25 protein-coding genes are annotated in these 25,955 nt (G+C 73.4%); 16 read left to right on the top strand and 9 right to left on the bottom strand.

The window, feature by feature from the left end; translation table 11 throughout:
- Window positions 1-53: 53 nt before the first annotated feature.
- Complete coding sequence (locus tag VF202_11060) at window positions 54-647, top strand: GNAT family protein (GenBank protein HEX7040647.1); 594 nt, start codon at window positions 54-56, stop codon at window positions 645-647.
- A 73-nt stretch (window positions 648-720) separates the two neighbouring features.
- On the opposite strand, the gene VF202_11065 is transcribed toward VF202_11060, so the two are convergent.
- On the bottom strand, window positions 721-963 hold the full coding sequence (locus VF202_11065; protein ID HEX7040648.1) for a dodecin family protein: 243 nt from the start codon (window positions 961-963) through the stop codon (window positions 721-723).
- Between the two features lie 173 nt (window positions 964-1,136).
- Between VF202_11065 and VF202_11070 the strand changes: the two genes are divergently transcribed.
- The 6 genes from VF202_11070 to VF202_11095 all read left to right on the top strand — a co-directional run bounded on the left by VF202_11070 (window position 1,137) and on the right by VF202_11095 (window position 9,257).
- Window positions 1,137-2,501 (top strand): MATE family efflux transporter, encoded by a 1,365-nt coding sequence (locus VF202_11070; protein ID HEX7040649.1) that lies wholly within the window; start codon window positions 1,137-1,139, stop codon window positions 2,499-2,501.
- 65 nt (window positions 2,502-2,566) lie between these two features.
- Complete coding sequence (locus VF202_11075; protein HEX7040650.1) at window positions 2,567-3,967, top strand: TldD/PmbA family protein; 1,401 nt, start codon at window positions 2,567-2,569, stop codon at window positions 3,965-3,967.
- Window positions 3,964-5,280, top strand: coding sequence for a TldD/PmbA family protein (locus VF202_11080; protein HEX7040651.1), 1,317 nt, complete (start codon window positions 3,964-3,966; stop codon window positions 5,278-5,280). The genes VF202_11075 and VF202_11080 overlap by 4 nt, the downstream gene beginning before the upstream one ends.
- Before the next feature lie 55 nt (window positions 5,281-5,335).
- Complete coding sequence (locus VF202_11085; protein ID HEX7040652.1) at window positions 5,336-6,403, top strand: ABC transporter substrate-binding protein; 1,068 nt, start codon at window positions 5,336-5,338, stop codon at window positions 6,401-6,403.
- Entirely contained in the window at window positions 6,400-8,097 is a 1,698-nt protein-coding gene (locus VF202_11090; GenBank protein HEX7040653.1) for an iron ABC transporter permease, read from the top strand. Before VF202_11085 ends, VF202_11090 begins: the two co-directional genes overlap by 4 nt.
- Window positions 8,094-9,257, top strand: coding sequence for an ABC transporter ATP-binding protein (locus VF202_11095; protein HEX7040654.1), 1,164 nt, complete (start codon window positions 8,094-8,096; stop codon window positions 9,255-9,257). Before VF202_11090 ends, VF202_11095 begins: the two co-directional genes overlap by 4 nt.
- 108 nt (window positions 9,258-9,365) lie before the next feature.
- Here VF202_11095 and prpB read toward each other — a convergent pair whose 3' ends face one another.
- The 4 genes from prpB to VF202_11115 form a co-directional block, all read right to left on the bottom strand.
- The gene (prpB, locus tag VF202_11100; protein HEX7040655.1) at window positions 9,366-10,265 is read right to left on the bottom strand and encodes a methylisocitrate lyase; all 900 of its coding nucleotides are present in this window, start codon (window positions 10,263-10,265) and stop codon (window positions 9,366-9,368) included.
- Window positions 10,266-10,293: 28 nt separating this feature from the next.
- Window positions 10,294-11,451 (bottom strand): 2-methylcitrate synthase, encoded by a 1,158-nt coding sequence (prpC, locus tag VF202_11105; protein ID HEX7040656.1) that lies wholly within the window; start codon window positions 11,449-11,451, stop codon window positions 10,294-10,296.
- 59 nt (window positions 11,452-11,510) lie between these two features.
- Window positions 11,511-13,013 carry an MmgE/PrpD family protein gene (locus tag VF202_11110; GenBank protein ID HEX7040657.1) on the bottom strand — a complete coding sequence of 501 codons (1,503 nt, stop codon included), beginning with the start codon at window positions 13,011-13,013 and terminating at the stop codon, window positions 11,511-11,513.
- 80 nt (window positions 13,014-13,093) lie between these two features.
- Window positions 13,094-13,294: a hypothetical protein gene (locus VF202_11115; protein ID HEX7040658.1), complete on the bottom strand. Its 201-nt coding sequence runs from the start codon at window positions 13,292-13,294 to the stop codon at window positions 13,094-13,096.
- 152 nt (window positions 13,295-13,446) lie between these two features.
- On the opposite strand from VF202_11115, the gene VF202_11120 reads away from it, so the two are divergent.
- Together VF202_11120 and VF202_11125 are read left to right on the top strand one after the other, a co-directional pair.
- Window positions 13,447-15,228, top strand: a complete 1,782-nt coding sequence (locus VF202_11120; GenBank protein HEX7040659.1) for an MDR family MFS transporter — start codon at window positions 13,447-13,449, stop codon at window positions 15,226-15,228.
- A complete protein-coding gene (locus VF202_11125; GenBank protein HEX7040660.1) occupies window positions 15,225-15,833 on the top strand; it encodes a DNA-3-methyladenine glycosylase I in 609 nt (202 codons plus the stop codon). Before VF202_11120 ends, VF202_11125 begins: the two co-directional genes overlap by 4 nt.
- A 164-nt stretch (window positions 15,834-15,997) precedes the next feature.
- Here VF202_11125 and VF202_11130 read toward each other — a convergent pair whose 3' ends face one another.
- Window positions 15,998-16,225, bottom strand: a complete 228-nt coding sequence (locus VF202_11130) for a hypothetical protein (protein HEX7040661.1) — start codon at window positions 16,223-16,225, stop codon at window positions 15,998-16,000.
- A gap of 114 nt (window positions 16,226-16,339) precedes the next feature.
- Here VF202_11130 and VF202_11135 point away from each other — a divergent pair, with 114 nt between their 5' ends.
- Window positions 16,340-17,347: a YafY family protein gene (locus tag VF202_11135; protein HEX7040662.1), complete on the top strand. Its 1,008-nt coding sequence runs from the start codon at window positions 16,340-16,342 to the stop codon at window positions 17,345-17,347.
- A gap of 97 nt (window positions 17,348-17,444) precedes the next feature.
- On the opposite strand, the gene VF202_11140 is transcribed toward VF202_11135, so the two are convergent.
- Window positions 17,445-17,789 carry a hypothetical protein gene (locus VF202_11140; protein HEX7040663.1) on the bottom strand — a complete coding sequence of 115 codons (345 nt, stop codon included), beginning with the start codon at window positions 17,787-17,789 and terminating at the stop codon, window positions 17,445-17,447.
- Between the two features lie 119 nt (window positions 17,790-17,908).
- Between VF202_11140 and VF202_11145 the strand changes: the two genes are divergently transcribed.
- The 4 genes from VF202_11145 to VF202_11160 all read left to right on the top strand — a co-directional run bounded on the left by VF202_11145 (window position 17,909) and on the right by VF202_11160 (window position 20,572).
- Window positions 17,909-18,481, top strand: coding sequence for a CGNR zinc finger domain-containing protein (locus VF202_11145; protein HEX7040664.1), 573 nt, complete (start codon window positions 17,909-17,911; stop codon window positions 18,479-18,481).
- A gap of 107 nt (window positions 18,482-18,588) precedes the next feature.
- Window positions 18,589-19,266 carry a M23 family metallopeptidase gene (locus VF202_11150; protein ID HEX7040665.1) on the top strand — a complete coding sequence of 226 codons (678 nt, stop codon included), beginning with the start codon at window positions 18,589-18,591 and terminating at the stop codon, window positions 19,264-19,266.
- A complete protein-coding gene (locus VF202_11155) occupies window positions 19,263-19,994 on the top strand; it encodes a metallophosphoesterase family protein (protein HEX7040666.1) in 732 nt (243 codons plus the stop codon). The genes VF202_11150 and VF202_11155 overlap by 4 nt, the downstream gene beginning before the upstream one ends.
- Window positions 19,991-20,572: a DUF1697 domain-containing protein gene (locus VF202_11160; GenBank protein ID HEX7040667.1), complete on the top strand. Its 582-nt coding sequence runs from the start codon at window positions 19,991-19,993 to the stop codon at window positions 20,570-20,572. Before VF202_11155 ends, VF202_11160 begins: the two co-directional genes overlap by 4 nt.
- A gap of 111 nt (window positions 20,573-20,683) precedes the next feature.
- Here the strand turns inward: VF202_11160 and VF202_11165 are convergent, their stop codons facing one another.
- Complete coding sequence (locus tag VF202_11165) at window positions 20,684-21,073, bottom strand: VOC family protein (GenBank protein ID HEX7040668.1); 390 nt, start codon at window positions 21,071-21,073, stop codon at window positions 20,684-20,686.
- A 385-nt stretch (window positions 21,074-21,458) separates the two neighbouring features.
- On the opposite strand from VF202_11165, the gene VF202_11170 reads away from it, so the two are divergent.
- Window positions 21,459-23,207, top strand: coding sequence for an ABC transporter ATP-binding protein (locus VF202_11170; protein ID HEX7040669.1), 1,749 nt, complete (start codon window positions 21,459-21,461; stop codon window positions 23,205-23,207).
- Complete coding sequence (locus tag VF202_11175) at window positions 23,207-25,315, top strand: ABC transporter ATP-binding protein (protein HEX7040670.1); 2,109 nt, start codon at window positions 23,207-23,209, stop codon at window positions 25,313-25,315. Before VF202_11170 ends, VF202_11175 begins: the two co-directional genes overlap by 1 nt.
- A gap of 80 nt (window positions 25,316-25,395) precedes the next feature.
- On the opposite strand, the gene VF202_11180 is transcribed toward VF202_11175, so the two are convergent.
- Complete coding sequence (locus VF202_11180) at window positions 25,396-25,935, bottom strand: GAF domain-containing protein (GenBank protein ID HEX7040671.1); 540 nt, start codon at window positions 25,933-25,935, stop codon at window positions 25,396-25,398.
- Between the last annotated feature and the right edge of the window lie 20 nt (window positions 25,936-25,955).

Below are 25,955 nucleotides of genomic sequence, written 5' to 3' on the forward strand. Positions count from 1 at the left end.
CAGGGTGTAACCTCGCGGCGCGACAGGGAGGGGACGTGGCGGAGGGCGGCGGCGTGAGGCACCAAGGCGGGTCTGCGAGCGGCGAGGGCGGCGCCGGGGAGGCGCGAGGCGACGGGCGGCGCCCGGGGGGACCCGCGGCCGGCCTGTCCGTTCGCCCGCTCACGCCCGACGACGCCGAGGCGTACCGCGACCTGCGGCTCGAGGCGCTCGAGCTGGAGCCCACGGCGTTCGGCATGAGCGCCGAGGAGGAGCGGGCGCAGGGCGTGGAGCGCACGCGCGAGCGCCTGGCGGCCGGACCCGACGTCACGGTCCTCGGCGCGTTCCTCGGCGACAGGCTGGTCGGCACCGCGGGCATGAGGCGGGAGCCGAACCTCAAGGAGCGGCACAAGGCGTTCGTGTTCGGGGTCTACGTCACGCCGTCGGCGCGCGGCGCGGGCGTGGCCAGGGCGCTCATGGGCGAGCTCGTCGCCCTGGCTGGGCGCACCCCCGGCCTGCGCCGGCTGCGCCTGGCGGTGAACGCCGGCAACGCGGCGGCGCGGCGGCTCTACGAGGCGCTCGGCTTCGAGGCGTACGGCGTCGAGCCCGAGGCCCTCGTCGTCGACGGCGTGCCGCACGACGAGCTGTGGATGAGCCTCAGGCTCGGCTGAGCGACGGGCTCCGCACCGGGCCCGAAGGGGGCGCGCGCCGGGCGACGAGCGGCGAGCGCCGAGGTCTCGCGGCTCAGCCCGCTGGCTCGAGCGAGCCGCCCGAGTCCCCCGACCCGCTCTCGACGGCGAAGGAGATCTTCGTGTCGACGCGGTAGGCGGCGATGCGGTCGCCCTCGACGATCGCCTGCATCCCCTCGATGTAGATCGTCTTGATGTTGCGGACCGTCCGCGACGCCTCGCTGAGGGCCACCTGTACCGCGTCCTCGAAGCTCTTCTCGGACTGCGCCAGCACCTCTATGACCTTGACGACCGACATCTCGCACCTCCCGTGCCTTGGCGCGAAGGTAGCAGCGGGGCCTTAGCTCACGATTAGCCTCGGCCAGGGGGCGACCGCGCCGCCCGGGCCCCGACCTGAGGGGGGCGACGCCCCGGTCCCGCGGGCAGGCCGCCGTGGCCCGCCGGCGTCCTCGCCGCGTACGATGCGCGCGCTTGACGCCGAGCGCCCTATACCCCACCACGCTCCGCCTCGTGCGCTTCTCCCTGCCGGCGATGCTCGCCGGGATGATGGTGCCCCTGATGGGGCTCATCGATGTCGCCGTGCTCGGCAGGCTCGGCGACGCCGCCGTCATCGCCGCGGTGGGCGTGGCCGGCACGATCTTCACGACGATCGCCTGGTCGTTCAGCTTCCTGCGCTTCACGACGACGGGCCTGGTGTCGCAGGCCGCGGGGCGCGGCGACGAGGAGGGGGTGGTCGTGGAGGGCCTGCGGCCGCTCACGGCCGCGCTGGTCGGCGGGGCGGTCCTGCTGCTCCTGCGCGAGCCGCTCCTGGCGCTGGGCCTGGCGCTCGTGGGTCCCGAGCCCGACGTGGCCGCGCACGCCGGCGACTACTTCAGGCTGCGGATGCTCGGGGCGCCGCTGACGCTCTCCCTCTACGCTCTGCAGGCCTGGCTGATGGGCACGGGGCGCCCGCGGACGATGCTGGCGTCGCAGGCGTTCATGACGGCTCTGAACGCCTCCCTGAGCGCCTACCTGGTGCTGGTGCGCGGCCAGGGCGTGGCCGGCGCCGCGCTGGCCACCGTCGCCGCGGAGGCGGCCACCGTCGCGCTCGTCGTCGCCGTCGTGCTGCGGCGCGTGCCCCTGTCTCGCTGGCGCGCCGGTTGGCCGCGCGTGTTCGACGCCGCGGCCTGGCGCAGGCTCCTCTCGGCGAACACCGACCTCGTCGTGCGCACCGTGGTCCTCAGCCTCAGCCTGGCGCTCCTCAACGAGCGCGGCGCCCGCCTGGGCACCGAGGTCCTCGCCGCGAACCAGCTCCTGCTGCAGTCGTACCTGCTCGTCGCCACGCTCATCGACGGCGTGTCGCTCGGCGTGGAGGTCTACGCCGGACGCGCCGTGGGCGCGCGCGACCCGGCGGCGCTGCGGCACGTCGTGTCGCGCGGCGCCCGCATGGCGGTGCTGTGGGGCGCCGCCGTGGCGGCGCTCGTCGCCGCCGTGCCCGGCGCCTACCTGCCGCTCATGACCACGAACGCCCCGCTGGTCGAGCTGGCCCGCTCCTACTGGGGCTGGCAGGTCGCGCTGCCCCTGGTGGCCGTGTGGGCGTTCCTGTGGGACGGCGTCTACTTCGGCGCCGTGCGCACGCGGTCGCTGAGGAACTCGATGATCGCCTCCACGGCCGTGTACGCCGCCTGCTCCTTCGCCCTCGGGGCGCTCCTCGGCAACCACGGCCTGTGGCTGGCCCTGGCGGTCCAGCTCGTCGCGCGCGCCGCGACGCTCACCGCGGCCTGGCCGGCGCTCCTGCGCTCGGTCGCGGAGACAGCGCCCGTCGCGGCGGCCCCGGCGCCCGCCTCACCCACCTAGCGGCACGCCCGCCCTGGCTATCTCCATCGCTTCCCGCCGATGAAACGAGCGGGTTAGCATCGGCCATGCTCGACACGAACACGCTCAGCGCGCTCCTCGCCAAGGGGAGGGCGGCCGGAGCGGACTTCGCCGAGGTCTACGCCGAGAGGACCAGGCGGCGCGTGCTGCGGGTCGTCAACGGCGACGTCGAGGAGGCCACCAGCGTCGTGCAGCGCGGCGCCGGCGTGCGCCTCTTCTTCGGCCACGACGTCCTCTACGGCTACACGAACGACCTCTCCGACGCCGGCCTCACCGAGGTGCTCGACAGCCTCGTCGCCGTGAAGGGGGACGGCGTCGGTCGTCCGGACGCCGGCGGGCGTGGCGGCCTCGACCTGCGGCGCGCGAGCCGCGGCACCGACCTGCCCGGCCCGCGGGTGCCGCCGAGCGCCCACGACAAGCTCTGGCGCCTCGAGCGTCTGCGCGAGGCCGACGCCGGCGCGCGCATCGACCCCGCGATCAGGCAGGTAGAGGGCACGCTGGCCGAGGTCGAGCAGGACGTCCTCGTCGCGAACACCGACGGGGTGCTGGCCGAGGACCAGCGGACCCGCACCCGCCTGATCGTGCAGGCCATCGCCTCCGACGGCGTGGAGACCCAGACCGGCCACCACGGGCCCGGGCTCTCCGTGGGCCTCGAGCTCCTCGAGATGTACGACCCCGCCGCCGTGGGCCGGCGGGCGGCCGAGATGGCGCTGACGAACCTGCGCGCGCGCAAGGCGCCGGCCGGCACGATGCCCGTGGTCGTGGGCAACGCCTTCGGCGGCGTGATCTTCCACGAGGCGCTGGGGCACCTGCTCGAGACCACGTCGGTGGCTCGCAACGCCTCCGTGCTCGCCGGCCTGCTGGGGGAGCAGGTGGCCAGCCCCGTCGTCACCTACGTCGACGACGGCACGATCCCGCACGCCTGGGGCTCCACGCGCATCGACGACGAGGGCTCGCCCACCGAGCGCACGGTGCTCATCGAGAAGGGCGTGCTGAGGAGCTACATGGTCGACCGCTGGGGCGGCCTCGTCACCGGCTACCGCCCTACGGGCTCGGGGCGCAGGCAGGACTACACGTTCGCCCCCACCTCGCGCATGCGCAACACGTTCGTCGTCAACGGCGACACGCCCAAGGAGAGGCTGTTCGAGGGCATCGAGTTCGGCCTCTACGCGAAGGTCATGGGCGGCGGGCAGGTCCGCCCCGGCTCCGGCGAGTACAACTTCGCCGTCAGGGAGGGCTACCTGATCCGCGACGGCCAGGTCGCCGAGCCGGTGCGAGGCGCGATGCTGCTGGGTAAGGGTCCCGACACGATCAAGAAGGTCGTCGCGGTGTCGGACGACCAGGCCAACGAGCCCGGCATGTGCGGGTCGAAGTCCGGCTCCATCCCCACCGAGGTGGGCCAGCCGCACATCCTCGTGAGCGAGATCGTCGTGGGAGGCGAGGCATGACGTTCGACGAGGCCAAGCGCTGGCTGCTAGACGAGGCTCGTCGCCTGGTCGTCGACCTCGAGGTGCTCGGCAGCCTCCAACGCGAGCTGAGGATCAACGCCCAGGACGGCAAGGCCGGCGAGACGACGGTGTCGACCCGCGGCGGCGTGGGGCTGCGCGTCGTCACCGGCGGACGCGTCGGCTACGCGTCCACCGAGGACCTCGCCGAGGAGTCGCTCGCCTGGGCGCTCTCCGAGGCCATCGAGAACGCCTCGCTGCAGAAGGGGAGCGGCGCGGCGCTCCCCGCGGGCGAGGCGCTGGGCCGGCACGACCTCCTCGACGAGGGCCTCTCCGGCTCGGTGGCGGAGAAGCGCGACATGGCCCTGAGCCTCGAGGCGAGCCTGCGCCGGGACGAGCGCGTCCAGGCCGTGCAGTACGCGCTCTACGCCGAGTCGCAGGGCGAGACCGTGATCGGCTCCACCAGGGGCGTCGACGGCTCGTACCGCGACGGCGGCGCGATGATGGTCTCCAGCGTCGTGATGCGCGAGGGCGCCAGCGTCAAGCAGGGCTTCGAGCAGGAGGCCGCCAACGACTTCCACCAGCTCGACCCCGGCCGCACGGCGCTGCGCGCGATCGAGGGCCTCGGTCGCCTCCTCGGCGCGCGCCCGCTGACCACGGGCCGGCGGCGCGCCGTCTTCGAGCCGCGCGTCGTGGGCACGCTGCTGAGGCTGCTCGTCTACGCCCTGTCGGGCAAGACGCTGGCCGAGGGCAAGAGCGCGCTGGCCGGCAAGCTCGGCCAGAGGATCGCAGCCGACCTCCTGACGATCGTCGACGACCCCACGCTGCCCGGCGGCCTGGCCAGCCGGCCGTTCGACAGCGAGGGCACGCGCTCGCGCCGCACGGTGCTCGTGGAGCGCGGGGTGCTGCGATCGTTCCTCCACAACACGGACACGGCCGCCCGCACGGGGCAGGAGACGACGGGGCACGCGCACCGGAGCTACTCGGGCACCCTGGGCGTCGCCCCGACGAACCTGATCCTCGAGCCGGGGGCCGGCATCGCGCCGGGCGACGGCGTCCTCGTCACCGACCTCATGGGCGTCCACGCCGGCGCGAACCCCATCACCGGCGACGTCAGCGTGCAGGCCATGGGCCTCGAGACCGTCGGCGGCGAGACCTTCCCGGTGGACGACTTCGCGGTGTCGTTCAACCTCTTCGAGCTCCTGAGGCGCGTCGAGGAGGTCGGGGACGACAGCGAGACGAGGCCGCTGATGGGCGGCGGGGCGGTCGTCGTGCCGAGCATCGCCGTGCCCGACGTCAGCTTCGCCGGCAAGTGACGACCCGGACCTGACGCGCCGACGCGTCCGGCGGCGGTAGCCGTAGACTCTGCGCGTGCGGGGCTCGCACCCCGCCCGCGCGGGGGCGCCCGCGCGCCTGGAGGTGCACGTGAGGCATCACCTTCGTCGCTGGTTGGCCATGTCCGCGCGCGCTGCGCTCGCAGCCCTCGCCGCGACGCTCGGCTGGGCCGCGGCGCAGGACGTGGTGCGCGTCTACGCCGTCGTGAACGAGGACGACGCCAGGCTGCTGGCCGAGATGTTCGAGGCCGAGACGGGCATCCGCGTCGAGTACCTGCGCGCCTCCACGGGCGAGCTGGTCAGCCGGGTGCTGGCCGAGACCGCCAACCCGCAGGCCGACATCCTGCTCGGCGGGCCGAGCAGCCAGTACATCGCGCTGGCCGAGGCCGGCGCGCTGGCGGCCTACCGCTCGCCGCTGGCCGAGGGCCTCGCGCCGCAGGAGGCCGACCCCGAGGGCTACTGGACGGGCTTCTACCTGACGGCCCTGGGGATAGGCGTCAACGAGGAGCGCTACCGCGAGCTGTTCGGCGACAAGCCCCTGCCGGCGACTTGGGACGACCTGCTCGACCCCGAGTACGACGGCGAGATCGTGCTCACCGACCCGACGGCCTCCTCCACCGCCTACCTCTTCGTGCAGAACCAGCTCCAGCGCCTCGGCTGGGACGAGGGCTGGGCCTACCTCGAGGAGCTCGCGCCCCTCGTCGGCCAGTTCCCGCCCTCCGGCGGCGCGCCGCCGCAGCTCGTCGGCGCCGGCGAGTACGCGATCGGGGTGGCGTACGTCCACGCCCTGGCGCGCTACCGCGCCGACGGCTTCCCGATCACGGCCATCGTGCCGCCCGACACGGTCGGCGAGGTGGGGGCCCTCGCGGTCATCGCCAACAGCCCCAACCCCGAGGGCGCGAGGCGGTTCGTCGACTTCGTGCTCTCGGCCGAGGCGCAGACGGCGTTCGCCGCGCAGTCGTTCACCACGCCCCTCAACCCCGACGCCGAGGCGGCCGAGGGCGCGCCGCCGCGCAACAGCTTCGACATGATCGACTACGACGCCGAGCTGGCCGGGGAGCAGCGCGACGAGGTGCTGCTCCGCTGGCAGCAGGTCGTGGATTGACAGAGGCGGCGGCGGCGAGCGCCGCTGACCTGCGGCGCGGCGGACCGAAGCGCTGGCTCGGGCGCGCCTGGCAGGACCCGGTACTGGCGCTCGGCCACGCGGCCGTGGCGCTGTTCCTCCTCGGCTTCGTCGTGGCGCCGCTGGTCGCCGTGGCGTTCGCGCCGGGGCTCGCGGACTGGGCGCGGGTGGCCTCGACCCCGCGCTGGCGCGACGCCGGTCTCAACACCCTGCTGCTCGTCGGGCTCTCGACGACGTCGTCGCTGGTCCTCGGCACCCTCTACGCCTACGCCGTCACGCGGGCCAGGGTGCCGCTGCGTCGCCTCTTCGAGGTCGCGCCGCTGGTGCTGCTGGTGACGCCCTCGTTCGTGTCCGGCCTGGCCTTCATACTGCTGGTCGGCCGCCGCGGGCTCATCACCTACCACCTGCTGGGCCTCGAGACGTCGGTCTACGGCTGGCACGGCGTGTGGCTGGCGCAGACGCTGTCGTTCTTCCCCGTCGCCTACCTCGTGCTGCGCGGCGTGTTCCTGGCCCACGACGCCGCCCTCGAGCAGGCGGCGCGGGGCCTCGGCGCGAGCCGCTGGCGCGTGATCTCGACCGTGACGCTGCCGCTGGCCACGCCCGGCCTGCTGGCCGCCGGCCTCTTCATCGCGATCGGCGTGCTCGGCGACTTCGGCAACCCGATGCTCGTCGGCGGGCGCTTCCGCGTCCTCGCCACCGAGGTCTACACCGAGCTCACCGGCTGGGCCAGCGTGGGCACCAGCGCGGCCCTCGGCCTGGTCTTGCTCGTCCCCGCCGTCCTCCTCTTCGTCGCCCAGCAGCGGGTGCAGCACGCCACCGCCGGACGCTTCACGACGGTCGGCGGCCGCGGCTCGGGCCTGCCGACGCCGCTCCCGCCCGCGGCGCTGAGGTGGGCGCTGTTCGCCCTCTGCGCGCTCGTGGCGCTGTTCGTCGCCGCCTCCCAGGGCGTGGTCGTGGCCGGCTCGCTGACGCGCCTGTGGGGCGTGGACCACGCGTTCACCGCCGAGCACTACCAGTACGTGCTCACGCGCTCGCGCCCGCTGGTGAACTCGGTGAGGCTGGCGGCGACGGCGGCCCTGCTGTGCGCGGCCGTGTCGTCCGTGACCGCCTACCTGGTGCTGCGCACGCGCGTGCCTCTCAGGCGCGGGCTCGACCTCGCTACCCTGCTGCCGGCGGCGGTGCCCGGCACGCTGATGGGCGTGGCGTACGTGCTGGTGTTCAACCGCCCCCCGCTGCAGCTCACCGGCACCGCGGCGCTCATCGCCATCGCGATGGCCGCGTCGTACCTGCCGGTGGGCTACCGCATCTGCGCCGCTGCGCTGCAGCAGCTCCGCGCCAGCCTCGACGAGAGCGCGGCGAACCTCGGCGCCAGCCGCGCCAGGGCGTTCCTCACCGTGACCGTCCCGCTGACCTGGCCAGCGGTCGCGGCCGCCTTCGCCTACACCTTCGTGCAGGCCGTGGGCACGCTCAGCACGGTGATCTTCCTCGTGTCCTTCGACACGCCGCTGGCCTCCGTGGACATCCTCAACCTCGCCGCCCAGGGCAAGTGGGGACGCGCCTGCGCGCTGGCGACGGCCCTGCTCGTCGTCACGCTGGCCGCCCTGGGCCTCGCCTACGCGCTCACGGGGGGCCGCCTGCGCCCGCTCGAGGCGGCTGCGGGCCCGGTGCGGTCATGACCGTAGGGGGCGCAACGACCGCGGTGGCGGGCGGGCGCAGCGGCGCGCCGCCCAGCGCCGCGGGCCGCGTGTCCCTGCGCGGGCTGACCAAGCGCTTCGGGGGCGTCACGGTGGTGGACGGCCTCGACCTCGAGGTCGAGCCGGGCAGCTTCACGACCCTCCTCGGCCCTTCGGGCTGCGGCAAGACGACCGTGCTGCGCATGGTCGCGGGCTTCGTCGAGCCCGACGCCGGCAGCGTGCTCGTGGGCGAACGCGACGTCACGCCGCTGCCGCCCGACAAGCGCGGCGTCGGCCTGGTGTTCCAGGACTACGCGCTGTTCCCCCACATGACCGTGCGGCGCAACGTGGAGTACGGCCTGCGCATGCGCCGCCTGCCCCGCGCCGAGCGCCTCGCGCGCGTCACCCGCGTGCTCGAGGCCCTCGACCTCACGCCCCTGGCCGACCGGTACCCCGACCAGCTCTCGGGCGGCCAGCAGCAGCGCGTCGCCCTCGGGCGCGTGATGGCGTTGGAGCCGCAGGTGCTCCTCCTCGACGAGCCCCTCTCGAACCTCGACGCCCAGCTCCGCGTGCGCCTCCGCTCGGAGCTCAAGGAGCTGCAGCGGCGCCTGGGCGTCACGGCGATCTACGTGACGCACGACCAGGAGGAGGCCCTGTCGCTGTCCGACCGCGTCGTCGTCATGGAGGCCGGGAGGGTCCAGCAGGTCGGCGCGCCGGAGGACGTCTACGCGCTGCCGGCGAACCGCTTCGTCGCCCGCTTCGTGGGTCAGGCCAACCTCCTGCCCGTCACGTCGCAGGGGCCGGCCGGAGCGGGCCGCGTGCGGGCGCGCTGGCAGGGCGGCGAGGTCGTCCTGGCGCTGCCCGACGAACGCGAGCCGGCGCCGGGCACCGCTGGCGTCGCGGTCGTGAGGCCGGAACGGGTCGCCCTGGCCGCGACGAGCGGCGGGGGCGAGGCCGCGCTGCCCGGCGGGGGCGGCGCGCTCTCGCTGCGCGGGCGCGTCACGGGCGTCGCCTACTTCGGGGCGTACCGACGCTACACGGTGGCGTTGCCCGGCCTGGAGGAGCCGTGGCTGGCCGACGTGCACGACCTGGGCGGCCCGACCCTGCGGCCGAGCGACGAGGTGACGCTCACCGTGACCGGCGTCCCGTCCTGGGCGTGGTGACGAGGGCCCAAGCGGAGCGGCTGGCGGCCCGGTGAGGCCCGCCCCGGCGACCGCCGCCCCGCCGCGGGCCACGCGCCCGTAGCGGCCAGGGACCGGCGCTGCCCGCGCTCACGGCAGCACGGTCTTGACGATGGCGTCGTCGAGCTCCTCGTAGGCGTGCAGGTCGATGACCTCGTAGAGCTCGGCCCGCGTCTGCATGCGCGGCAGTAGGCTCTCGGCGGTGCCCTCGCGCGCCAGCACCTCGTAGAGCTCGGCCTGGGCCTTGTTCGCCACGCGTAGCGAAGACACCGGCCAGATCACGATCTTGAAGCCGAGGTCCTCGAACTCGTCGGCGGTGATCATCGGCGTGCGGCCGAACTCGGTCATGTTGGCCAGCAGCGGCACGCCCGGCAGGGCGCGGGCGAACTCGCGGAACGTCTCGCGCGAGGTGAGCGCCTCGGGGAAGATCACCTCGGCGCCGGCCTCCAGGTAGCGCTCGGCGCGGGCGATCGCGCCCGCGAGGCCCTCGCTGGCCGCGGCGTCGGTGCGGGCCACTACGACGATGTCGGTGCTGGCCTTGCGCGCGGCGGCGACCTTCAGGGCCATGTCCTCTGGGCTCACGAGCCGCTTGTCGTTGAGGTGCCCGCACTTCTTGGGCAGCACCTGGTCCTCGATGTGCACCGCGGCGGCGCCGGCGGCCTCGAAGACCCTGACCATGTTCATGACGTTGAGGGCCTCGCCGTAGCCGGTGTCGCCGTCCACGAGCACGGGCAGGCCCGCGCGCGCGACCTGCCTGACGAAGAAGGCGACGTCGTCTACGGTGATGATGCCGAGGTCGGGCAGGCCCATCGAGGCGCTCATCGCGCCGCCGGAGAGGTAGAGCGCCTCGAAGCCGGCGCGCTTGGCCTGCAGCGCGGCGATGCCGTTGTGCGCGCCGGGCAGCCGCAGGATCCCGGGCCGCGCCAGCAGCGCGCGGAAGCGGGCGCCGGGCCGCTCGGCCGGTTGGTCGGCGCCTACCAGGTACGGCATCGTTCCCCGCCGGCCGCGACCTGGCGGCTCACCGGCTGTCCAGGGGCACGACCCACCGGTCCTCCGGCCCCACGTAGTTCGCCGACGGCCTGATGATCGTGCCGCTCTGGCGCTGCTCGATGACGTGCGCGACCCAGCCGGCCGTGCGCGCGATCACGAACAACGGCGTGAACATCGCCGTGGGGATCCCCATCACCGAGTAGGCGACCGCCGAGTACCAGTCCAGGTTGGGGAACATGCGCTTGGCGTCCATCATCGTGGCCTCGATGCGCTCGGCGACCTCGAACGTGCGGGTGTCGCCGGCCTCCTCGGCGAGCTGCCTGGCCGCCTCCTTGATCACGTCGCTGCGGGGGTCGACGACCCGGTAGACGGGGTGGCCGAAGCCGATGATCACCTCGCGTCGCTCCAGGCGCGCGCGGATGTCGGCCTCGGCCTCGTCCGGCGTGGCGTAGCGCCGCTGGATCTCGTAGGCCGCCTCGTTCGCGCCGCCGTGCTTCGGACCGCGCAGCGCGCCGATGCCGCCGCACACGGCCGAGTAGACGTCGGACCCGGTGCCGGCGACGATGCGGCACGTGAAGGTGGAGGCGTTGAACTCGTGCTCGGCGTAGAGGACCAGCGAGAGGTGCATCGCCCGCACCCAGCTCGCCTTCGGCTCGCGGCCGTGCAGGAGCCTGAGGAAGTGGCCGCCGACCGTGTCGTCGTCCGTCTCCACGTCGATGAGCTCGCCCCGGTGGGACCAGGCGTGCCAGTACAGGAGCATCGAGCCCAGCGAGGCGATGAGGCGGTCGGCGATGTCCCTGGCGCCGGCGTCGTCGTGCGCCGGGCCCTCGGGCAGCGTGGCGCCCAGCGCCGAGACCCCGCTGCGCAGCACGTCCATGGGGTGGGCCGCGGCGGGGATCGCCTCCAGCACCGTCCGCACGGCGGCCGGCAGGGCGCGCAGGCGCCGCAGCTTCTCCTTGTAGGCGGTGAGCTGCGCCCTGTCGGGCAGATCGCCGTGGACCAGGAGGTGCGCCACCTCCTCGAACTCGCACTCGCGCGCCAGCTCGCGGACGTCGTAGCCGCGGTAGCGCAGCTCGTCGCCGCTGGCCCCCACGGAGGAGAGGGCCGTGTCGCCGGCGGGGACGCCGGATAGGGCGACCGACTTCTTGGGCTTCGCCTGCGCCGCAGGCGTGGCGTCGTGCGCCATCTGCTACCTCCCACCGGGCCGCGGAGGGCGGCCCGCCTAGCTCCGGGAGCTCCCCGCGCTCAGAAGATGCCCCGGGGCGCCTCGGGCCCGAGCTTGTCGGCGTCTACGACGACGTTGAGCTCGCCGACCTCGGCGGGCGCGAGCTCGCCTATGCGCTCCGTGAGCGCGAGGAACCTGTCCTGCTCGCTCTTCTCGACGATACCATCGGCCAGCGTCCGGAACTTCTCCACGTACTCTGCCCGCCCGAACGGCCTGGCGCCCAGGGGGTGGGCGTCGGCCACGGCGATCTCGTCCTCGATGACCGAGCCGTCGCGCAGCGTGATGACCACGCGCCCGCCGAACGCCTTCTCCCGCGGGTCGTGGGAGTGGTAGCGCCGCGTCCACTCGGGGTCCTCGACCGTGCTGACCTTCCGCCACAGGCGCACCGTGTCGGGTCGCCGCGCGCGCTCGGGCGCGTAGCTCCTCTCGTGGTGCCAGGCGCGGTCCTGGAGCGCGACCGCGAAGATGTACATGATCGAGTGGTCGAGGGTCTCGCGGCTGGCCTCGGGGTCGAACTTCTGCGGGTCGTTCGAGCCGGTGCCAATGACGTAGTGCGTGTGGTGGCTGGTGTGGATGACCACCGACTCGACGGCGTCGAAGTCGCTGATGCGCGCTCCCATGCGCCGGGCCAGGTCGATGAGCGCCTGGCTCTGGTACTCGGCCGAGTGCTCCTTCGTGTAGGTCTCGAGGATCGCGCGCTTGGGCTCGCCCGGCTCCGGCAGCGGCACGCGGTAGCGCGCCTCGGGGCCCGAGAGCAGCCAGGCGATCACGCCGTCCTCGCCCTCGTAGATCGGCGACGGGGCGCCCTCACCGCGCATCGCGCGGTCCACGGACTCGATGGCCATCTTGCCGGCGAACGCCGGGGCGAAGGCCTTCCAGCTCGAGATCTCGCCCTTGCGCGACTGGCGGGTGGTCGTGGTGACGTGCAGCGCCTGCTGGATCGCCTGGTAGACGGTCTCGGTGGGCAGGCCGAGGAGCGCGCCGATGCCCCCGGCGGCGGCCGGCCCCAGGTGGGCGATGTGGTCGATCTTGTGCTCGTGGAGGCAGATGCCCTTCACGAGCGCGACGTGCAGCTCGTAGGCCGCCGCGACGCCCCGCACCAGCGCCCGGCCGTCCAGGCCCTTGGCCTGCGCGACGGCGAGGACGGGCGGGATGTTGTCGCCGGGGTGCGAGTAGTCGGCGGCGAGGAACGTGTCGTGGAAGTCGAGCTCGCGCACCGCCACGCCGTTCGCCCAGGCGGCCCACTCCGCCGAGAAGCGTCGGGAGCTGGGCAGGCCGAACACCGCCGCGCCGGGCTCGCGCGGGTGCGCGACGGCCTGGGCCCGCGCGGCCCTCACCGGCCTGCGGGCGAGGCTGGCGACGGCCACGGCGGCGTTGTCGATCACCCTGTTGCCGATCATCTCGGCCACCTCGGGCTCGACGGGCACGGGGTCGGTGGCGACGGCGGCGAGCTTCCACGCCAGCTGCTCCTCGCGCGGCAGGCGCTCGGCCGAGCGGTACGTGCGGACCTCGTGGACCTTCATCAGGGCGGTTCCTCCCCGGCGCCGCGCGGCGCGCGGCGTCAGAGACGATACGACGGCGTGCTCTCGCCCGGGCGGTCCGCTCAGGACTCGCCGTAGTCGTCCTCGTCGGGGAAGGGCACGACGTCGGGGTCGCCGGTCTGGGCCAGCACGAGCGGGTCCACGGACACGACCTCGAGGAGCGCGTAGCAGTCCGGGCACTCGAGCGTGGCGCCGACGGCGAGGTCGTCGATGTCGACGAGCCCGCCGCACGCGGGGCATGTCGTCGCTACGGCGTCAGCCACCTTGCACCTCCCCGGGGGACCGCCGCCCCCACGACCACGCTAGCAGCCCCCGCTGAGGACCCTGTAGGGCGCACGTCCCGCGCCGCGCGCGCCTTGGGTGTAGGCTCCGCTAGCGCCGCCCCGGGCGGCTGGGGAGCCCACCTTCGATGACGTTGAGCCGCAGAGACCGCATCTACACCTTCGCCGGCATCCTCCTGGCGCTGTTCCTCGGCGCCATCGACCAGACGATCGTCGCGACGGCCCTGCCCCGCGTCGTCGAGGACCTGGGTGGACTCGAGCGCTACGCCTGGGTCTTCACCGCCTACCTCGTGGCCTCCACGGTCCTCGTGCCCATCTACGGCAAGCTCGCCGACATGTACAGCCGCAAGGTCATCACGCTCATGGCGGTGGGCGTGTTCCTCACGGGCTCGTTCCTGTGCGGGATCGCCGGCGAGTTCGGCCGCCTGCCCCTGCTCGGCGACGGGATGAACCAGCTCATCGTGTTCCGCGCGCTGCAGGGCCTGGGCGCGGCGGGGCTGTTCAGCATGGCTTTCATCGTCATCGCCGACCTCTTCCCGCCCGCCGAGCGCGGCCGGTACCAGGGCGTCGTCAGCGCCGTGTTCGGCATCGCCAGCGTGTTGGGGCCCCTGCTGGGCGGGTTCCTCACCGACCACGCCACGGGCTTCATCCCCGGCGTCGCCGGCTGGCGCTGGGTCTTCTACGTGAACCTGCCTTTCGGGGCGCTGGCCGTCTGGTTCATCGCCACGCGCATGCCGCCGCTCCCGCCGCGCGGTGAGCGCAGGCGCCTCGACGTGCTCGCTGTCGCCCTCCTGGTGGGCGGCCTGGTGCCCGTGGTCACGGCCCTCCAGCTCGACCGCAGCGACTACCCTTGGGGCTCCCCCGTGACGCTCGGCATGCTGGGCGGCGGCGTGACCCTGCTGGCCCTGTTCGTGTGGCGCTCGCTGGGCAGCGACAACCCCATCCTCGACCTGGGACTGTTCCGCAACCGCGTGTTCCGCTCCTCGGTCTCGGCGGTCTTGTTCCACGGCGCGGCGTTCCTCAGCATGGCCGCGTTCCTGCCGCTGTTCCTCGTGAACGTCCTGGGCGTCTCCGCCACCCGCTCCGGTCTGGCCCTCATACCGCTCTCGCTGGGGGTCGTCTTCGGCTCGCTGATAAGCGGCCAGGTCGTCTCGCGCATCGGCCGCTACCGCGCGATCATGCTGGTGGGCACGACGATCCTGGTGTGCGGGGTGTTCCTGCTCTCGCGCATGACGCCCGACGTGACGATCGGGCGCGTGACCCTCTACATGGTCATCGTCGGGCTCGGCATCGGCCCGTCAGGGCCGCTCTACACCCTGGCCGTGCAGAACGCCGTGGACGTGAGGCGCATGGGCCAGGCCACCAGCGCCACGCAGTTCTTCCGCCAGATCGGCGGCGCCGTCGGCACCGCCGTGCTCGGCACGGTCCTGGCGACGAGCCTGGCGGCGGGCTTCGCCGAGCACCTCGGTGGCTTCGGCGTAGTGCCGGAGGTGGCTACGAGCGGCGAGGGCGTGAGCGCCGCCGGGAACGTGACGGCGCAGGTGGAGGCGGCGCTGGCGTCGGCCCGCGCCCGGCTCAGGCAGGCGGTGGAGGACGGCGACGGGACGGCGGTCGCGGGCCTGCTCACCGCCGGCGGGCTGAGCGCGGACGAGGCCGAGAGCCTGGCGGCGCAGGTGGACGCGTCCACCGCCACCGAGAGGCAGGCGCTGGCCGACCGGCTCGACGCCGAGCTCGCCGAACGCGCCGGCGACGTGCTGGCGGGCGTGACGGCGGGCATCAGGGCGACCTTCGCCGAGGCGATAACGAACGTCTACACCTACGTTCTGGGCATCGCGCTGGCGGCCCTGGCGCTCACTACGTTCATCCCGGTGCTCCCGCTGCGCCGCACGTTCGAGACGGCGCCGGCAGAGGCGTGAGCCGGCCCGCGCCCCTCCCCGACCTCGTCGTCGGCGAGGACGGCCTCGCTCGCCCCCGCTGGGCCGCCCGCGACCCGCTCCTGCGCGAGTACTACGACACCGAGTGGGGCATGCCGGTCCGCGACGAGCGCGGGCTCTTCGAGCGCCTGAGCCTCGAGGTGTTCCAGTCGGGCCTGTCGTGGGCGACGATCCTGCGCAAGCGGCCGGCGTTCCGGGAGGCGTTCGACGGCTTCGACCCCGACCGCGTGGCCGCCTACGGGCCCGAGGACGTCGCGCGCCTGCTCGACGACCCCGGCATCGTGCGCAACAGGAGCAAGGTCGAGGCCACGATCGTCAACGCCAGGGCCACGGTCGCCCTCAGGGCGGACGGCGGGCTCGTCGACCTGGTCTGGTCGTTCAAGCCCGCCGTCACGCCCGCGCCGCGCACCCTGGCGGAGATCCCGTCGTCGTCTCCCGAGTCGGCGGCGCTCGCCCGCGAGCTGAAGCGCCGCGGCTTCGCCTTCGTGGGGCCGACGACGATGTTCGCCCTCATGGAGGCGGTGGGCATCGTCGACACGCACCTGGTGGGGAGCCACAGGCGCGGCTCGTCGGGGGTGTGGACCTAGGTACCGGGCCTCGCCGCGGTCGGGCCTGGCGGAGGCTGCGGACAGAGGGGCTAGGTCGCGACGTGGCGTGGTCGTGGCCGTGGCGCGGTCGAGAGTCGGTCCGCGTGGCCCTGCCCCTGGGCGAGGTCCCGGGTGGCGCGTGTCCCCCCTCACGCGCGTTCCCTTCAGGTGGGGGCCGGGACCCGTCCCGCTCGGCTGGCGCCGCCCAACGACTCGAGCCGGCTGCCGAGGCCGACGAGCGCATGGCCCAAGGCGGCCGCGAAGGACCGCCAGCCGCGGCGGGCGCGGCGTCGGGCGCTCTTGGCCAGCGCCAGCTTCTCCGCCTCGGCGATGAGCTGCCGCTGCCTGTCGTGGGCCATCCTCTCGAGGTAGGTGAAGGGCCTTCCGTCCATCTCGCTCGTCCTTCCTGTCGCGGACGCTCGGCCCGCCACCGGGACCGCGACTCGGCTAGAGGCTAGGCGCGAAACAGGACAAGAGTTGGACGGTTCTGCGCTAACGTCGCTGTCATGAGCAACGCCCTGCCGAAGCGGCTGTTCGACCTCGTGGAGGCGCTCCAGGGACGCGGCGTGAAGACCGCCGCGGAGCTGGCCTCCCAGCTCGGAGTCTCCGAGCGGACGGTGAGGCGCGACATCGCCCGGCTCATGGAGCTCGACCTCCCGGTCGAGACCCACCAGGGACGCGGCGGCGGGGTCAGCCTCCCCTCGGGCGCGCTCCTGCCCGCCGTGCGCTTCACCGACGACGAGCTGCTCGCGCTGGTCGTCGGGCTCAAGGCCGCGGTGGCTGGCGCCGACGAGACGCTGGGGCGCGCCGCCGAGCGGGCGCTGCAGCGGCTCGAGACGGTGATGTCGCCGAGCACGAGGGAGCGGGTGCGGGCGCTGCAGGAGGCCCTGTCGCCCGGCCTGGCCGACGCCGACAGGGCCGTGCCGGCGCCCAGCCAGCACGTCATCGCCCTCGCCGAGGCGACCCATCGCGGAGGGCGCGTGGAGATCGGCTACAGGTCGGGCGACGAGATCACCGAGCGGAAGATCGACCCCTACGGTCTGGCGAAGCTCGGTCCCTGGTACGTGGTCGCCTACTGCCACCTGCGGCAGGACATGCGCACGTTCCGCGTGGACAGGATCAGGTGGATAAGGCCCACGCCGGAGCGTTTCGCGCGTCCGGAGGGCTTCGACGCGTTCCGCTACGTGGGCGCCGCCATCGCGATGGCGCCCGTCTTCGGCGACATCGTCTGCCGCGCGCTGTTGTACACCGACATCCAGACGGCCAGCCGCCACATGTCGCTGGCGACGATGCTCCTCGAGCCGGCGGAGGAGGGCGTCAGGCTCACGGTGCGCACCGACAGGTACGGGCTGCAGTGGGTGCTGCGCCAGCTCCTCGCGCTGCGCTTCCGCGTGCGCATCGAGGGTCCGCCGGAGCTGGAGGAGGCGGCGCGTCAGATGGCCGCGCGGCTGCTGGCCTTCGCGGGCGAGGGACCGCTGGCGTCGCCCACGCCCGCTACGACGACGGCGCCCTAGAGCGGGCGCCGGGTCGCGCGGCGTCGGGCGGCCGACGGGTGCCGCGCCGCGGCCCTGCCTGGCCCGCGCGGTCCCGCCGGGGTCCGGGGAGGTCCGGCTAGGCGGACCTCCCCACCTGCTCGAGGCGCCGGCCGACCGTGACCAGCGAGCGGCCGACGCTCGCCGCCGCGCGCCGCCAGGCGGCCACGCGCTCCACGCAGTCGGCGACCATCTCGGCGCAGTCGGCGACGATCTCCTTGGGGCGGCGCGGCGCCAGCGCCAGCGTCACGCCGGGGCGCCCCACGGTGGTGAGCACGGTGCGGTCGCGGGCGGGCGTGCCGTCGTGGACCAGGCGTAGGTCGCTCCGCGCCGAGCGCGCCTGACCGATGCGCCGCGCCTCCGCGAGGAGCTCCCGCTGACGGTCCCGCATGGCCAACTCGAAGTAAGCGAGCGTGTCGTGCATGTCGGCCTCCCTCCGGGGCGGACGGGCCCTGTAGCGGGCCCTCGTAACCTCCCAAGAGCTTACACTGGTTTCGGTAACCGGTCAAGATGCTATGATGGTTGTCGTGAGGGGGTGAGGGCATGCGCGCCGCCGAGCTGCTGCCGCACGAGAGCAAGCCGGCGCCCGGCGAGCTGAGGTTCGTCCAGGCGTTCGTCAACACGGTCGATCACGAGTCCGGGACCGACGAGTTCGCGGACCCCGAGGGCCTGGAGCGGTGGCTGAGGACCCACGGGAGCCGCGGGAAGGTCGAGCGCTTGGGGGAGGACGACCTGCGCGACGCCAAGCGCTTCCGCGAGGCGCTGCGGACGGTGCTCACCGAGGGCAGCGAGCGCGACCGCGACGCCCTCGCCGTGCTAGACGACGTGGGTCGCCGCGCCCGCCTGCGCGTCGTGGCGCGGCCCGACGGCGCCTTCGAGCTGACGCCGGCCGGCGACGACCTATGGTCGGCCCTCGGCGAGCTGCTGGCCGTGGCGCACGCGGCGATGCTCGACGGCACCTGGGAGCGGCTGAAGGTGTGCGCCGCCGACGAGTGCCGGTGGGTCTTCTACGACGCCTCGAAGAACCGCTCCGGCGCCTGGTGCAGCATGAAGACGTGCGGCAACAGGGCCAAGGCCAGGGTCCACCGCGCCAGGCAGCGCGAGGCCGCGGACTGACCCGCCGCCGCGTCACCCGTTCCGCCTCGCCCTTCCGCGCGCGGCGCCCCACGCCGGCGCGGCCCCACGCTCATCCGTCCCGCGTCGGCCGCCGCTAACTTCGTGACATGCGCGCCCCACGCGTAGCGGTCGCGGCGATCGCCGCCCTCGTCGCCTGCGCCTGGGCGCAGGCCTTCCCCGACCCCGAGTACCCGGACCGGCGCCCGGAGCTGCGCGACTACGTCTGCCCCGCGCGCGACCGCGACGATGACAGCGGTCCGCGGGAGCCGCTCACGGAGGCCGAGCGCCTGCGCTTCGAGACGCGAGCGCGCTACCGCGCTTACTTCCCCGCCTACCTCGCCCGCGTCGGCGACACGCCGGCCGCGACGCTGATCACGCCGGTCGAGGGAGTGAGCGTCGCGCAGATCGCGGAGACGTTCGGGGCGCCGCGCTGGGACCGCCGCCACGAGGGCATAGACATCTTCGCGCCGCGCTGGACCCCCGTGATCGCGGCGGCCCCCGGCTGGGTCTACCGCATCACCGACCAGACCCTGGGCGGCCTCTCCGTCACCGTGATCGGCGACGGCGGCGTACGCTACTACTACACGCACCTCGAGGCGGTCCACGAGGAGCTGAGGGAGGGGCAGCTCGTGGAGGCCGGCCAGCCCCTCGGCTACGTGGGCAACGACGGCAACGCGGCCGGCACGCCCACGCACCTGCACTTCGGGGTATACGTCGGGGAAGAGGACGACCTCTGCGCATGGAACGCGATAGACCCGTTGCCCCTGCTCATCGACCACCGGTGATCGCGGTCATCGCCGACGTGCACGGCAACCTCGCCGCGCTCGAGGCCGTGATCGCGGACATGCTGCGGTTCGACGTCGAGGAGGTCCTGTGCCTCGGCGACGTGGCGAACTTCGGCCCCGAGCCGTCCGCGACGATCGCGCGCCTGCGCTCGCTCGAGCCCCTCACCGTCATGGGCAACACCGACGACTACCTGCTGAAGACGAGGACCGTCGCCGACGTGGCGAGCCCCGACGAGCTGACGCCGACCATCCTGGAGATCGAGGCGTGGTGCGCCGGCCGGCTGTCGGACGAGGACAGGTCGTGGGTGCGCGCGTTCCCGCCCACGCGCGAGCTCGAGCTGAACGCCTGCCGCGTCCTCGCCTACCACGGGTCGCCCAAGAGCTACGACCACCCCGTGACACCCGAGACCCCGGCGGAGGTGCTCGACGGCTACTTCGCCGGCACGGAGGCGAAGCTCTACCTCGGCGCCCACGTGCACCACCAGTTCGTGAGGAAGCACCGTCGCTCGGTCGTCGCGAACCCCGGCAGCGTCGGCATGGCGTACGACAGGCCGGCGGACGGAGGCGAGCGCATCGCCGTCGCGGAGTACGCCCTGCTGCAGGTCGTCGACGGCGAGCCCAACCTCCACCTCAGGCGCGTGCCATACGACGTGGAGCTACTGCGCGAGGCCGTCGCCCGCACCGGCATGCCGCACGCCGACTTCTACCTCGGCGCGCTGGGCGGATGAGCGGGCGCCGGGGCCGCTCCGGCGCCGCGCCGGCCGGCGGCGACGTCATCTTCGCCTTCCTCAGGGCCGTCAACGTCGGCGGCGCGAACAAGGTGCCCATGGCCGCCCTCGTGGAGCTGCTGGCGGAGCGGGGGTTCCCGCCCACCGCCTACCTGCTCGCCAGCGGCAACCTCGCGGTCCAGGCGCCGCCGGACGCGGCGCCCTCGTTGCGGACGGCGCTGGTCGAGGCGGTGGCCGCGGGGTTCGGGGTGCGCACCGACGCCGTGTTCCGCACGCCGGCCCAGCTCGCCGCGCTGCTGCGGGACGACCCCTTCACGCCGGCCGGCTGGCAGGTCGTCCACGTGTCGCTGTGGGACGACGAGCCGGACCAAGAGGGCCTGGAGGCGCTGGCCGCCGGCGACTACTCGCCCGACGCCGTCCACGTCGTCGCGGGCGCCGCCTACATGGCCTACGCGGACTCGTCGCACGCCTCGAAGCTGTCCAACGCCCTGGTGGAGCGTCGCCTCGGGGTGCCGGCCACCGCGCGGAACGTGAACACGTTCCGGAGGCTGCTGGCGCGCTTCGCTCCTGGCGATTGACGAGCCTCGCGCGCTTCGCTCCTAGCGATCGAGGGGACCGGGGCCTTGCGCTCCTAGCGATCGCGAGGGCCCGCGCGCTTCGCGCCTGCCGGTAGGCCGGGCCCGCGCGTCTCAGCCGTGCCGCGCCACCAGCGCCACGAGGCCGACGAGGTTGCCGCCTGGGTCCCTCACGAAGGCGTGCACCTCGTCGTGGCCGGTGGGCCCCAGCGAGTCGTCGGCGTGGCTGAAGATCGTGTGCGGCTCGCTGACGACCTCGGCTCCGGCAGCCCTGGCGCGCTCCAGCGCGGATGACGCGTCGCCCACGCGCAGGTAGACCGTGCTCGCGGGCGCGCCCCTCTCGAGCAGCAGCCGCACGCCGCCCACGACGAAGAAGAGCAGCCCGGGAGGCTCGAAGCGCCCGGCCGGCTCGGCGCCGAGCAGCCGGCGGTAGAACGCCTCGGCGACGTCCAGGTCGTCGGCCCTCAAGGCGACCTGCAGCAGGCCGAGCACCTCGTGGGACATGGCGGATGCTATCACCGCCCGGAGCACGGCGCGGCGGCGCCGTCGTCCCCGGCTTCTTAGCCGGGCGCCGTCGCCCGCGGCCTCGCCGGGCGCCCTCGCCGCACGGACCACGGCCGGCCGCCGCGCACCCGGGGGCGGCGTGCCTCACCAGGCGCCCTCCGCAGCCTGAATGGTCCGAAGGCATGAGACCCGAGTGGTTATAAAGTCGATATTGACAATCTATGAATGGGCGCTTACCATCCTGCGACATGTCGCATCACGACGTCCACCCGAGGCACCAGATCGGGGGCCGCCCCCACCCGCCCGCAGGGCCGGAACGGCTTCCTATGGCATCGCGGCGAGGCGGGAGTATACTCCCCTCCTTGCCTCCGAGGAGGGAGGACCCATGCCCATCCGCGCCCTGCTGACGCTGATCTCGAGGTACGCCAGGGCCTACCGCGGGACGATCGCCGTCGTGGCCGGCCTGCAGCTGATCGCCACGCTAGCCGCGCTGCTGCTGCCCAGCATCAACGCCGACATCATCGACCGCGGGGTCGTGCTCGGCGACACAGCCTACATCCTGCGCCAGGGCGCGGTGATGCTGGGCGTGTCCCTGCTCAACGTCGCCGCCACGGTCCTCGCCACGTTCCTGGGCGCCAGGACCGCGATGAGCTTCGGGCGCGACGTGCGCTCCGCCGTGTTCTCGCGCGTCGCCGACTTCTCGGCCCGCGAGGTCGGCTACTTCGGCGCGCCCTCCCTCATCACGAGGAACACCAACGACGTCCAGCAGGTCCAGATGTCGCTGATGATGTCGTTCACGATGCTCCTCTCGGCGCCGATGATGATGATCGGCGGCGTGATCATGGCCCTCCGGGAGGACGTCGGCCTCTCGTGGCTCGTGCTGGTGGCCGTGCCGCTGCTCGGCGCCGCGGTGGGCCTGATCGTGACGCGCATGGTGCCCGGCTTCAGGTCGATGCAGAGGCGCATCGACAGGGTCAACGAGGTCATGCGCGCGCAGATCTCGGGCATCCGCGTCGTGCGCGCGTTCGTGCGCGAGGAGGTCGAGAGCGACCGCTTCGGGACGGCGAACCGCGAGCTCACGGACGTCGCCATCGGCGTCGGCCGCTACATGGCCGCGCTCTTCCCCGTCGTCCTGCTCGTCCTCAACCTCTCGTCGGTGGCGGTGCTGTGGTTCGGCGGCATCCGCGTCGCCGACGGCGCGATGGAGATCGGCTCGCTGACGGCGTTCCTCAGCTACCTGATGCAGATCCTCATCGCCGTCATGATGTCGACCTTCGTGTTCATGCTCGTGCCGCGCGCCGCCGTCGCGGCCGACCGCATCGTCGAGGTCCTCGACACCGAGCCGACGGTGGAGCCGCCCGCGGACGGCGTGACCGAGGCGCCCGCCGGCAGGGAGCGCGGGCTCGTCTTCGAGGACGTTTCGTTCGCCTACCCCGGCGCCGACCACCCGGTGCTCTCCGGCGTGAGCTTCGCCGTGAGGCCCGGCCAGACCCTGGCCGTGATCGGCTCGACGGGGGCCGGCAAGTCGACGCTGGTGGGGCTCATCCCCCGCCTCTTCGACGTGACGGCGGGCAGCGTCAAGCTCGACGGCGTAGACGTGCGCGACTACGACCCCGAGGCGCTGTGGGCGCGCATCGGCCTCGTGCCGCAGAAGGCCTACCTGTTCTCCGGCACGATCGCGTCGAACCTGCGCTACGGCCGGCCCGACGCCACCGAGGAGGAGATGTGGCGCGCGCTCGAGATCGCTCAGGCGCGCGAGTTCGTCGCCGAGATGCCCGAGGGCCTCGAGGCGCCGATCGCCCAGGGCGGCACGAACGTCTCGGGCGGCCAACGCCAGCGCCTGGCCATCGCCCGCGCCCTCATCAAGCGTCCGTACGTCTACGTCTTCGACGACGCGTTCTCGGCCCTCGACGTCACCACCGACGCCCGGCTGCGCGCGGCCCTGAGGCCGCACCTAACCGACGCGATCAGCGTGATCGTCGCCCAGCGCGTGAGCACCGTGGAGAACGCCGACCAGATCCTCGTCCTCGAGGACGGCAGGGTCGTGGGGCTCGGCCGCCACGAGGAGCTCCTGCGCACCTCGCCCACCTACAGGGAGATCGTCATGTCCCAGCGTCAGGCGGAGGCGGCCTGATGGCGCGGCGCGGACCCGGCAGGGACGGCGCGGCGCCCGGCGGCGCCTCACGCAACGGCGAGGTCGCCGGCGGCGCGCAGCATAGCGCCCAGCCCGGCGGCGCTCCGGCCGGCGCCCCCGACGGCGCGCCCGCCGCCCCGGGCGGGGCCGGACCGGCGGGCAGGAAGACGCTCAAGCAGACCGAGCGCGCCCGCGTCGGCGGTCCGTTCGGCGGCGGCGTCATGGTCGGCGGCAAGGCCGAGGCCTTCGGCCCCTCGGCGCGGCGGCTCATCGGCCAGCTCCGCCCCCACAGGCTGCTGGTGATCCTGGCCCTCGTCATGGGCGTCGCGGCGGTCGGCCTCTCGGCGGCCGGGCCGCGGGTCCTGGGGCGCGCGACCGACCTGATCTTCTCCGGCGTGATCGGCGCGCAGATGCCCGCCGGCATCACGAAGGAGCAGGCCGTCGCCGGCGCCCGCCTGACCGCCGGCGAGAGGGTCGCCGACATGCTCGCCAGCATGGACTTCGTGCCCGGCCAGGGCGTCGACTTCGCGTCCGTGGGGCGGGTGCTGCTGATCGCCCTCGGGATCTACGCCCTCTCGGCGCTGCTCTCGTTCGTGCAGGGCGTTGCCCTCAACGAGGCCGTGCAGCGCACCATGTACAGGCTCAGGAGCGAGGTCGAGGCCAAGCTGCACCGGCTGCCCCTCTCCTACTTCGACTCGCAGCCGCGCGGCGAGCTGCTCTCGCGCGTCACCAACGACATCGACAACGTCGGGCAGACCCTCCAGCAGACCCTCAGCCAGGCCGTGAGCTCGCTGCTCACCGTGCTGTTCGTGCTGGTGATGATGTTCTCGATCTCGCCGGTGCTGTCGCTGGTGGCGCTGGCCAGCATCCCGGCGACGATGGTCCTCGCCGGCCTGGTGATGGGCCGCTCCCGCACGCAGTTCATCGCGCAGTGGCGGAGCACCGGGGCCCTCAACGGCCACGTCGAGGAGGCCTTCACGGGGCACGCCGTCGTCAAGGTGTTCGGCAGGCAGCGGGAGGTCGTGGAGGCGTTCGAGCGCCACAACGACGAGCTCTATCAGTCCAGCTTCAAGGCGCAGTTCTACTCGGGCCTGATCATGCCCATCAGCATGTTCATCGGGAACCTCAGCTACGCGGTCATCGCCGTCGTGGGCGGCCTGCGCGTGGCCTCCGGCACGATCAGCCTCGGGGACGTCCAGGCGTTCATCCAGTACTCGCGTCAGTTCTCGCAGCCGGTCACGCAGCTCGCCAGCATGGCGAACCTGCTGCAGTCCGGCGTGGCCTCGGCCGAGCGGGTGTTCGAGCTCCTCGACGCCGAGGAGCAGCAGCCCGACGTGGCGGAGCTGAGCCTCGACCGCGTGCGCGGGCGCGTCGTGTTCGAGGACGTCTCGTTCCGCTACGAGCCCGACCGCCCGCTGATCGAGGACCTGAACCTCGTCGTGGAGCCGGGCCAGACCGTCGCGATCGTCGGGCACACGGGCGCGGGCAAGACGACGCTGGTGAACCTGATCATGCGGTTCTACGAGCTGGACTCGGGCCGCATCCTCATCGACGGCAAGGACATCGCCAAGATGCCCCGGGCCGAGCTGAGGCGCAACGTCGGGATGGTCCTGCAGGACACGTGGCTCTTCAAGGGCACGATCTACGACAACATCGCCTACGGCCGCCCCGGGGCCAGCCGCGAGGAGGTCCTCAGCGCGGCCAAGGCGGCGTACGTCGACAGGTTCGTGCACAGCCTACCGGACGGCTACGAGACCGTCGTCGACGACGAGGGCGGCGCGATCAGCGTGGGCGAGAAGCAGCTCATAACGATCGCCAGGGCGCTCCTGGCCGACCCGCCGATCATGATCCTCGACGAGGCCACGAGCTCGGTGGACACGCGCACCGAGTACCTCGTCCAGCAGGCGATGCAGGCGCTGCGCGGCGACCGCACCAGCTTCGTGATCGCCCACCGGCTCTCGACGATCACCGGCGCCGACGTGATCCTCGTCATGGAGCACGGCCGCATCGTCGAGCGCGGCTCCCACGACGAGCTGCTCGCAGCGGGCGGCGCCTACGCCAAGCTCTACCGCTCGCAGTTCGAGGCGCCCGTCGTGGAGGCGGCGTAGGGCTACTTAGGCCCTTCAAGCGTGAGGCGCGGCCGCTCGTGCGGCCGCGCCTGCGCTACGGGCCGTCGGCTGCGGCGGCCCTACGACCTGGTCGCCGCCGCCCAGTCGACGCGCGGCACGATGTCGGCGACTATCGTCTCCAGCGCGCGCCGGTCCTCGATGTCGAAGGTGCCGACGTCGGGCGAGTCGATGTCGAGCACGCCCACGACCTCGCCGCCCACGACGATGGGCACGACGATCTCGGAGCGGGAGCGGTCGTCGCAGGCGATGTGGCCGGGGAACGCGTGGACGTCGGGCACGACCTGCGTGCGTCGCTCGGCGACGGCCGTGCCGCACACGCCGCGCCCCACCGCGATGCGCACGCAGGCGGGCCGCCCCTGGAACGGGCCGAGCACCAGCTCGCCGCCCTTCATCAGGTAGAAGCCGGCCCAGTTCACCCGTGGCACGTGGTCGTAGACCGCCGCCGCCACGTTGGCGAGGTTCGCGAGCCAGTCGGGCTCGCCCTCGGTGAGCGCCAGGACGTAGCGGCGCAGCTCCAGGTAGCGCTCCGTCTTGCCGGCGCCCTCGCCCAGCGGCGCCACGTAGTCGACCTCGTGAACCTCGGCGTGCCCCTGCTCCATGGTCAGCGAGCTTAGCTCTC

This window comes from Trueperaceae bacterium (genome assembly GCA_036381035.1).
GTDB lineage: Bacteria > Deinococcota > Deinococci > Deinococcales > Trueperaceae > DASRWD01.